The organism is Streptomyces boncukensis (assembly GCF_011045075.1).
GTDB classification, from domain to species: Bacteria; Actinomycetota; Actinomycetes; order Streptomycetales; family Streptomycetaceae; genus Streptomyces; species Streptomyces boncukensis.
The window spans coordinates 1-9187 of the sequence record NZ_JAAKZZ010000307.1; the positions used below are offsets into that span (position 1 = coordinate 1).

General features: G+C 72.3%; 7 protein-coding genes and 2 pseudogenes. 7 read left to right on the forward strand and 2 right to left on the reverse strand.

Annotated elements, in window-relative coordinates:
• Window positions 1–77: 77 nt before the first annotated feature.
• The 6 genes and pseudogenes from G5C65_RS24575 to G5C65_RS24600 all read left to right on the forward strand — a co-directional run bounded on the left by G5C65_RS24575 (window position 78) and on the right by G5C65_RS24600 (window position 6331).
• Window positions 78–1301: a polyamine ABC transporter substrate-binding protein gene (locus G5C65_RS24575; RefSeq protein ID WP_165301100.1), complete on the forward strand. Its 1224-nt coding sequence runs from the start codon at window positions 78–80 to the stop codon at window positions 1299–1301.
• A 16-nt stretch (window positions 1302–1317) separates the two neighbouring features.
• Entirely contained in the window at window positions 1318–2445 is a 1128-nt protein-coding gene (locus G5C65_RS24580) for an ABC transporter ATP-binding protein (protein WP_165301101.1), read from the forward strand.
• Window positions 2442–3382: pseudogene (locus G5C65_RS24585) on the forward strand (ABC transporter permease). The gene G5C65_RS24580 and the pseudogene G5C65_RS24585 overlap by 4 nt, the downstream one beginning before the upstream one ends.
• Complete coding sequence (locus tag G5C65_RS24590; protein ID WP_165301102.1) at window positions 3382–4197, forward strand: ABC transporter permease; 816 nt, start codon at window positions 3382–3384, stop codon at window positions 4195–4197. Before G5C65_RS24585 ends, G5C65_RS24590 begins: the two are co-directional and overlap by 1 nt.
• A 125-nt stretch (window positions 4198–4322) precedes the next feature.
• Window positions 4323–5726 carry an NAD(P)/FAD-dependent oxidoreductase gene (locus G5C65_RS24595; protein WP_165301103.1) on the forward strand — a complete coding sequence of 468 codons (1404 nt, stop codon included), beginning with the start codon at window positions 4323–4325 and terminating at the stop codon, window positions 5724–5726.
• A 149-nt stretch (window positions 5727–5875) separates the two neighbouring features.
• Complete coding sequence (locus G5C65_RS24600) at window positions 5876–6331, forward strand: hypothetical protein (protein WP_165301104.1); 456 nt, start codon at window positions 5876–5878, stop codon at window positions 6329–6331.
• On the opposite strand, the gene G5C65_RS24605 is transcribed toward G5C65_RS24600, so the two are convergent.
• Together G5C65_RS24605 and gabT are read right to left on the reverse strand one after the other, a co-directional pair.
• Complete coding sequence (locus tag G5C65_RS24605; protein WP_338146631.1) at window positions 6237–6947, reverse strand: phosphatase PAP2 family protein; 711 nt, start codon at window positions 6945–6947, stop codon at window positions 6237–6239. The genes G5C65_RS24600 and G5C65_RS24605 overlap by 95 nt on opposite strands.
• A 348-nt stretch (window positions 6948–7295) precedes the next feature.
• Window positions 7296–8645 carry a 4-aminobutyrate--2-oxoglutarate transaminase gene (gabT, locus tag G5C65_RS24610; protein WP_165301106.1) on the reverse strand — a complete coding sequence of 450 codons (1350 nt, stop codon included), beginning with the start codon at window positions 8643–8645 and terminating at the stop codon, window positions 7296–7298.
• A gap of 286 nt (window positions 8646–8931) precedes the next feature.
• Here gabT and G5C65_RS38665 point away from each other — a divergent pair.
• Window positions 8932–9187, forward strand: a pseudogene (locus G5C65_RS38665) (hypothetical protein); the annotation flags it as partial.

Below are 9187 nucleotides of genomic sequence, written 5' to 3' on the forward strand. Positions count from 1 at the left end.
GGAAGGCAGTTGCCATGTCCCCTGTGCCCCCTATGTCCCCTGTGTCTCCCCTGTCCTCCCAGGATCCGTACGCAGACATGCCGGACGCCGTAGGCGAGGCGTGGGAGCGCAGTCTGACCAGCGGCCGGGCCGCCATGTCCCGCCGCAGGCTGCTGCGCGCCGCCTCCCTCGCCGCAGGCGGCACGGCCCTCGCCGCCTGCGGCATCCCGCCCGCACAGGGCGACAAGGGCCGCTCGGCCGAGCGGCGCGACCCCGACCACTCCCGCACGGAGAAGGTCCTCGACTTCGCCAACTGGCCGCTCTACATCGATGTGGACGAGGACGACAAGAAGAAGCGGCCCACCCTCGACCGCTTCCAGCGGGAGAGCGGCATCAAGGTCAAGTACGTCGAGGACATCAACGACAACAGCGAGTTCTACGGCAAGATCAAGCCGCAGCTCGCCGCCGGCCGGAACGCCGGGCGCGATCTGGTCGTCCTCGCCGACTGGATGGCCGGGCGCATGATCCGGCAGGGCTGGGCGCAGCGCCTCGACCCGGCCCGTATGCCCCACGCGGTCACCAACCTGGAGGACCGCTTCCGGACCGCCGCTCACGACCCGGGCCGCCAGTACAGCTACCCGTGGGCGGGCACGGCGTGCGTGGTCGCGTACAACAAGAAGGCCACCCAGGGGAAGCGGGTCGCCTCCGTCAGCCAGCTGCTGGAGGACGACGCGCTCAAGGGCCGGGTCTCGATGCTCACCGAGATGACCGACACCGTCGGACTGACCATGCTTGACATGGGCATCGACCCCATGACGTTCTCGGACGACGACTTCGACCGGGTCGTCGCCCGCATCCAGAAGGCCGTCGACCGCAAGCAGCTCCGCCGCTTCAGCGGCAACGACTACATGGACGAGCTGAACTCCGGCGACATCGCCGCCTGCCTGGCCTGGGCGGGCGACGTGGTGCAGCTCAAGCAGGACAACGAGGACGTGGAGTTCGCGGTCCCCGAGCGCGGCTACCTGTTCGGTACGGACGACCTGCTGGTCCCCGTCAAGGCCCGGCACCGGACCAACGCCGAGAAGCTGATCGACTTCTACTACCGGCCCAGGGAGGCCGCCGAGCTGGCCGCCTGGATCAACTACATCTGCCCGGTCACCGGCGCGCAGGCCGAGATGAAGAAGATCGACGCCGAGCTCGCCGCGGACCCGCTGATCTTCCCCGACGCCGAGATGATCAAGAAGGGGCGGAACTTCCGGCCGATGAAGGGCGAGGAAGAGACCGCCTACGAGGAGAAGTTCGCCAAGCTCATCGGCGCCTGACCGAGGAGAGGGAGCCATGACGCTCACGCTTTCGGGCCTCAGCAAGGTCTTCGGCGACGCCACCGCCGTACACCCGCTCGACCTCACCATCCCCGAGGGGTCGTTCTTCGCCCTGCTCGGCGCCTCCGGCTGCGGCAAGACCACCACCCTGCGCATGGTCGCCGGGCTGGAGGAGCCCACCGGCGGACGCATCCTCCTCGACGGCGAGGACATCACCCGGCTGCCCCCGCACCGCCGCCCCGTCAACACCGTCTTCCAGAACTACGCGCTCTTCCCGCACCTCGACGTCCGGGACAACGTCGCGTTCGGGCTGCGCCGGCGCGGCGTCAAGTCCGTGGGGAAGCAGGTGGCCGAGATGCTGGAGCTGGTCCAGCTCGGCGAGCTGGCGCGCCGCAGACCCGGGCAGCTCTCCGGCGGCCAGCAGCAGCGCGTGGCGCTCGCCCGCGCGCTCATCAACCGCCCGCAGGTGCTGCTCCTCGACGAGCCGCTGGGCGCCCTCGACCTCAAGCTGCGCCGCCAGATGCAGCTTGAGCTCTCCCGCATCCAGGCCGAGGTCGGCATCACCTTCGTGCACGTCACGCACGACCAGGAGGAGGCCATGACGATGGCCGACCGGGTCGCCGTGATGAACGGCGGGCGCGTCGTGCAGCTCGGCGAGCCGGCGGAGCTGTACGAGAACCCGCGCTCCACCTTCGTCGCCAACTTCCTCGGCACCTCCAATCTCGTCGAGGCCCAGGTCACCGCCGCCGGCCCGGACGAGATCCAGGTGAAGGCGCCGGGCGCGGACGGCACGCTGCGGCTGCCCGCCGCACGCTGCCCGGCCGAGGGCACCGGGGCCGGCGACACGCTGCTGGTCGGCGTGCGCCCGGAGAAGATCGCCCTCACCCGCGCGCAGGACGCGGACCAGGTGCCCGGCGGCCGCAACCGGCTCACCGGCCGCATCCGGGACGCCAACTACCTCGGCGTCTCGCTGCACTACCTCGTCGACACCCCGGCCTGCGCCGAGATCTCGGTCTACGAGCAGAACGTGGAGCGCGACACCCGGCTGACGCCCGGCGCGGAGGTCGTCGTGCACTGGCGGCCCGCACACACCTTCGCGCTGGACGCCGCGCAGGACATGACAGCGGGGGAGGGGGAGATATGACGTCCGTCGCCCCGCATCCGGCCCCGGCGCCCGGCGGGCAGGACACGCCCGCGCAGCAGCCGGCCGCCCGCTCCCGCCGCCGCGCGCTCACCCCGTACTGGCTGCTGCTGCCCGCCGGACTGTGGCTCGCCGTCTTCTTCGTCGCACCGCTCGTCTACCAGGCGTCCACCTCCGTGCAGAGCGGCTCGCTGGAGGAGGGTTTCCGGGTCACCTGGCACGTCGCCAACTACACCGACGCGCTGGGCGACTACGGCGAGCACTTCCTCCGCTCCTTCGGCTACGCCGCCGTCGCCACCGTGCTGTGCCTGGTGATCGGCTATCCGCTCGCCTACACGATCGCGTTCCGCGCGGGCGCTGGCGCAATGTGCTGCTGGTGATGGTGATCGCGCCGTTCTTCACCAGCTTCCTGATCCGCACGCTCGCCTGGAAGACGATCCTGTCCGACGGCGGCGCGGTGGTCGGCGCGCTGGAGACGCTGCACGTCCTCGACGCCACCAGCCGGCTCGGACTCACCAGCGGCGACAGGGTGCTGGCCACACCGCTGGCGGTGGTGTGCGGGCTGACGTACAACTTCCTGCCGTTCATGATCCTGCCGCTGTACAGCTCGCTGGAGCGCATCGACACCGCGCTGCACGAGGCCGCCCGCGACCTGTACGCCACCGGGGCGACCACCTTCCGCAAGGTGACCTTCCCGCTCTCCCTCCCGGGCGTCGTCGCGGGCACGCTGCTCACCTTCATCCCGGCCTCCGGGGACTACATCAACGCGCAGCTGCTCGGCTCGCCGAACGAGCAGATGGTCGGCAACGCCATCCAGAAGCAGTTCCTCAACGTCCTCGACTACCCGACAGCGGCGGCCATGTCCTTCCTGCTGATGGCGCTCATCCTGCTGGTCGTCAGCGTCTACATCCGCCGGGCGGGAACGGAGGAGCTGGTCTGATGGCGAACTCGCCGCTGCTCGCCCCGCTGCGCCGGCTGCGCCGCAACGCCGTCGTCCTCGCGGGCTGCGCGACGCTCGGCTATCTGCTGCTGCCCAACCTGGTGGTACTGCTGTTCTCGTTCAACGACCCGGCCGGGCGCTTCAACTACCAGTGGCGCGCGTTCTCCACCGACGCCTGGACGGACCCGTGCGGCGTGGCCGACATGTGCGGCTCGCTCGGGCTCAGCCTGCGCATCGCCGTCCTGGCGACCCTGATCGCCACCGCGTTCGGGACCCTCGCCGCCTTCGCGCTCGCCCGCTACCGCTTCCGGGGCGGCGGCCTCGCCAACGCGCTGATCTTCCTCCCCATGGCCATGCCCGAGGTGGTCATGGCCGCGTCACTGGGCACCCTCTTCCTCAACATGCGGGTCGGCTTCGGCTTCACCACGATTCTGATCGCCCATGTGATGTTCTGCCTGAGCTTCGTGATCGTCGCCGTCAAGGCACGGGTGATGAGCATGGACCCGCGGCTGGAGGAGGCGGCCCGGGACCTGTACGCGGGCCCGGTGCAGACCTTCTGGCGGGTCACGCTGCCGCTCGCCGCGCCGGGAATCGCCGCGGGTGCGATGCTGAGTTTCGCCCTGTCCTTCGACGATTTCATCATCACCCAGTTCAACGCGGGCTCGTCCACGGTGACGTTCCCGATGTTCGTCTGGGGCGCCGCGCAGCGCGGCGTTCCCGTCCAGGTGAACGTGATCGGCTCGGCGATGTTCGTCATCGCCGTCGCGATCGTGCTGGGCGGCCGGCTCACCGCGAACCGCCGGAGGAAGAGCTAGCGCCGTGTCCGGCGGACCCTGAGGGGCACATCGCTCGGGAGGTGCCCCCGAGACCGGTCGTGGCCAGGGGCACCCCCTCCCCGGCAGCCCCCGCCGGGGACCGTGAGCAAGAGGAGCCGATATCCATGCGCGAACCAACCACCGCGCTGGCCGACGCACAGCCCGCCGTGTACTGGCTGGACGACCCCGCGCGCCCCCGCGCGCACGCCGCGCTGGTCGGCACCGAGCAGTGCGACCTGCTCGTGGTCGGCGGCGGCTACAGCGGCCTGTGGACCGCGCTGCTGGCCAAGGAGCGCGACCCGGGCCGCGATGTGGTGCTGGTCGAGGGCGAGGAGACCGGCTGGGCGGCCTCCGGGCGCAACGGCGGGTTCTGCGCGGCCTCGCTCACCCACGGCTTCGCCAACGGCGCCGCCCGCTGGCCCGGCGAGATCGCCGCGCTGGAGGAGCTGGGCGCGCGCAACCTGGACGCCATCGAGGAGGACGTCCAGCGCTACGCCATCGACTGCGACTTCGAGCGCACCGGCGAGATCGCCGTGGCCACCGAGCCGCACCAGGTCGCCGAGCTGGACGAGAGCGCGGCCCAGGCGCGGGCGCTGGGCCTGGACGCCGGGCTGGAGCTGCTCGACCGGGACGCGGTGCGCGCCCAGGCCGACTCGCCGACCTTCCTCGCCGGGCTGTGGGACCGGACGGGCGTCGCCATGGTCAACCCGGCGCGGCTCGCCTGGGGGCTGAAGGCGGCGTGCGCCGAGGCGGGTGTGCGGATCTACGAGCACACCCCCGCCACCCAGCTGGCGGTGCGCGGTGCCGGAGCCGCCGTGCGCACCCCGTACGGCCGGGTGCGCGCCCGGCACGTCGCGCTCGGCACCAACGCGTTCCCCTCGCTGCTGCGGCGGGTGCGCCCGTACGTCGTCCCGGTGTACGACTACGCGCTCATGACAGAGCCGCTCGGCGCGGACCAGCTCGCCGCCGTCGGCTGGCGCAACCGGCAGGGGCTGAGCGACAGCGCCAACCACTTCCACTACTTCCGGCTCACCGCCGACAACCGGATCCTGTGGGGCGGCTACGACGTGGTCTACCACTACGGCAGCCGGATCGCCCGCGAGTACGACCAGCGGCCGGAGACCTTCCGCACGCTGGCCCGGCACTTCTTCCGCTGCTTCCCGCAGCTCGAAGGGCTCCGCTTCACCCACCGCTGGGGCGGTGTGATCGACACCTGCTCGCGCTTCTCCGCGTTCTTCGGGACCGCGCACGGCGGACGGGTCGGCTACGCGGCGGGCTATACGGGACTGGGCGTCGGCGCCACCCGGTTCGGCGCCGAGGTGATGCTCGACCTGCTCGACGGCGCGCGCACCGAGCGCACGGAGCTGGAGATGGTGCGCGGCCGGCCGCTGCCCTTCCCGCCCGAGCCGCTGCGCTGGGCCGGGATCGGGCTCACCCAGTGGTCGCTGGCCCGCGCGGACGCGCGCGGCGGGCGGCGCAACCTGTGGCTGCGGACCCTGGACCGGGCCGGCATGGGCTTCGACAGCTGAGCCGGACGGGCGCCGGGGAAACGCCGCGGAAACAGCGCCCCGACGGATCGGAAAACCCCCGGCGAAGTGGTGTAAGGATGCCGCCCCGCCGCTCTCTCCCCCGTGACAGCTCCGCGCGCCGGCGCGAGCGCGACAGGAAGGCAGAGAGCATGAGCGGCACAGCGGAGACCAGGGGCGCCGTCGAATGGCTGGCTTCGGCCGCCCCGGACCCGGAGGTATGCCGGTGGGAGTGGGAACGCAATCCGCTGGGAGTGGCGCTGCTGCCCGCGGGGCGCATGTGGGACGTGCTCATCGTCAGCGCCCAGCTGGGCCACCCGGCGCTGGACGTCCTCACCCGCTGCATCGACCGCATGGGCCCGGTACTCGCCGACTTCGGGGACGCGCGGGTCGGCTTCTTCGTCCCGCCGGGCACGGCCACCCGGTGGCTCGGTACGGGCGTGCGGTGCGCGGGGCGCGGCACCTGGATCGTCGTGCCCTATCCGGGGCGGTTCACCGGCGGCACGCGCTGGGTCATCCCCCCGGACGGCCGGGGGACTCTGAACGACCCGGCCGTCCTGGAGCTCGCGATGCACGAGGCGGCGGCGCGGATCGCCGGAACGCGGTGATCCCCCAGGCCGCCGCTGCCACCAGGAGCGCGCTCAGGCACCAGCTCGCCAGCACATCCAGCGGCCAGTGGTAGCCCCGCCAGACCAGGCCCAGCCCGTTCAGCGCGGTGAGCAGGGCGGCGGCCGTCCACCAGGCCCGCGCGGCGCGCGCCCCGGCCACCTGGAGCAGCAGCACGGCGCAGCCGAAGGCGACCGCGGCTGTCGCCGCGTGCCCGGAGGGGAAGTACCCCGTGCCGCCCAGCGGCCCCGGACGGTCCGTCCACGCCTTGAGCGCGGAGACGACGGCGGGCACCAGCGCCATCGCCACGGCGCAGCACAGCGCGGGGCCCAGGGGGATACCGGTGCCCCCTGCTCCGGCGAAGCCGGGAGCTCGGCGGAAGCGGGCCGCGGCGAGGGCGTACAGCAGGGCGGCGAGCAGTACGGGCAGCGCCACCGCCGCGTTGCCGAGGTCCGCGAGGGGTTCGGCGCACCAGGCGGGCGGCGCCGCGGCGCGCAGCGCGTCCCCGAGCCGTTCGTCGGCGCGGCGCAGCGGTCCGTCGCCGAGGACCTGCCAGACGGCGAGGGCGCACCCGAGCAGCGGGAGGGCCGCCCACCACAGCCAGCGGACCGGCGGCACACGAGTCGGCCGCCCAGGAACAGGGGGGAGAGCTCCGGGGCGGCCGAGGCGACCGGCGTGCCGCGGGCCCCGGGGGGAGTGGGACAAGCGGTCATCCGATCGATGAGGAACGTGCACGAAGGCACGACCGAACTGGCCCTGGGGAGAGACCAGCTCGTGCCGGTGATGAGGAGGTGACCCCCGGCATCGTCCGGCAACTGCAGAAACCGTACGGCAGCGGGACTGGACCGGTCAGCGGTCTCACTCTCCGGACATGAGGCCCGCACAGGTTCTTCACGGGAGGCATATTCACCGGCCTCCCTGTCCTCTCCGTCCTCGCCGTCCTCCCCGCCCTCGCCGTCCGCGCCGTCACAGCTGGCCCAGGGCCTCCTCCAGCACGTCCAACCCCTCGTTCAGCAGATCCTCGCCGATGACCAGCGGCGGCAGGAAGCGCATCACGTTGCCGTAGGTGCCGGTGGTCAGCACCAGCAGGCCCCGCTGGTGGCACGCCTTGGCGAGCGCCGTGGTGGCCTGCGGCGCGGGCTCCTTGGTCCCCGGCTGCACCAGTTCGATCGCGAGCATCGCGCCGCGTCCGCGCACGTCCCCGATGACGTCGAACTCCCCGGCCAGCTTCTCCAGCCGCGGCTTCATGACCTCCTCCACGCGCCGGGCCCGCGCCGCCAGGTCCTGCTCGCGCATGGTCTCGATGGAGCCGAGGGCCGCCGCGCACGCGACCGGGTTGCCGCCGTAGGTGCCGCCCAGGCCGCCGGAGTGCGCCGCGTCCATGATCTCGGCGCGCCCCGTGACCGCCGCCAGCGGCAGGCCGCCCGCGATGCCCTTCGCGGTGGTGATCAGGTCGGGCACGATGCCCTCGTCCTCGCACGCGAACCACTGGCCCGTACGGCAGAAGCCGGACTGGATCTCGTCCGCGACGAACACGATCCCGTTGTCCTTCGCGAACTGGGCGATACGCGGCAGGAATCCGCGCGCCGGCACGATGAACCCGCCCTCGCCCAGCACCGGCTCCACCACGATCGCCGCGACGTTGTCCGCGCCGACCTGCTTGGTGATCTGGTCGATGGCCTGCGCGGCGGCCTCCTCCGCGCAGTTCTCCGGGCCGGTCAGCCAGCGGTACGGATAGGCCATCGGCACCCGGTAGACCTCCGGCGCGAACGGGCCGAAGCCGTGCTTGTACGGCATGTTCTTGGCGGTGAGCGCCATGGTGAGGTTGGTGCGGCCGTGGTAGCCGTGGTCGAACACCACGACGGCCTGCCGCCCGGTGTGGGCACGGGCGATCTTGACGGCGTTCTCCACCGCCTCGGCGCCGGAGTTGAGCAGCACGCTCTTCTTCTCGTGGTCGCCCGGAGTGACCTCGGCCAGCTCCTCGCAGACCGCCACGTACGGCTCGTACGGCGTCACCATCACACACGTGTGGGTGTAGTCCCGCAGCTGTTCGGACGCGCGGCGGACCACGGCCTCGGCGCTGTTGCCGACGGAGGTCACGGCGATGCCGGAGCCGAAGTCGATGAACGAGTTGCCGTCCACGTCCTCCAGCACCCCGCCGCCCGCGCGCCGCACGAAGACGGGCATCACGGTCCCGATGCCGTCCGCCACCACCGCCTGCTTGCGGGCCATCAGCTCCTGCGACTTGGGCCCGGGAACAGCGGTGACGAGACGCCGCTCCTGGGGGAGGGCCGGACCTCCGGGCAGATCACTCATCGCGGTCATAGCGCACTCCTCGGGAGAAAGGGGGGGGGTCTGCTGGTTCTTCGCAGGCTAGGGCTACCCGCAGAGGCGGGACATGCACCGCTGCGGAGAAGTCCGCCGGACGTGTTGGCCGCACCGTAGCGTGACGTACGCCCCCCGGGCTCCCTCCGGCCGCCGGGCCCCGGTGAGACGGTGGTTCAACTGTCGTGGTCAGCCGTTAGATTGGGCGGAGGAGGATATACCGGCGGCTCGGTGCGGCGGGCCGGCGCGATGGGGCATCAGGGAGCAGAGGCGGCACATGGACATGGGGCTTCCCGACCGGAAGCGGGGCACGGACGGCGCACACGACTCCGGCGGCACCCCGCAGGACCCGGTGCCCACGCCCCGGGAGCCCCGCCGGGACCCGCCGTTCGCCGACGTACCGTACGCCGAGCGGCCGGAGCTCCGGGCCGAGCCGCCGCCCCGGCCCCTGTCTCCGCCCCCGTCTCCCGCGGAGCCTCCGTCCAGGGCGTTGCACGCGTCCGTCCCTGCGCCCGGTACGGCGGGGCCCCCGC

Excerpts from the sequence above, each read along its gene's own strand:
- G5C65_RS24575 (WP_165301100.1), top strand. The coding sequence starts at position 78 with ATGCCGGACGCCGTAGGCGAGGCGTGGGAGCGCAGTCTGACCAGCGGC.
- G5C65_RS24600 (WP_165301104.1), top strand. The coding sequence starts at position 5,876 with ATGAGCGGCACAGCGGAGACCAGGGGCGCCGTCGAATGGCTGGCTTCG.
- G5C65_RS24580 (WP_165301101.1), top strand. The coding sequence starts at position 1,318 with ATGACGCTCACGCTTTCGGGCCTCAGCAAGGTCTTCGGCGACGCCACC.
- G5C65_RS24595 (WP_165301103.1), top strand. The coding sequence starts at position 4,323 with ATGCGCGAACCAACCACCGCGCTGGCCGACGCACAGCCCGCCGTGTAC.
- G5C65_RS24590 (WP_165301102.1), top strand. The coding sequence starts at position 3,382 with ATGGCGAACTCGCCGCTGCTCGCCCCGCTGCGCCGGCTGCGCCGCAAC.
- gabT (WP_165301106.1), bottom strand. The coding sequence starts at position 8,645 with ATGAGTGATCTGCCCGGAGGTCCGGCCCTCCCCCAGGAGCGGCGTCTC.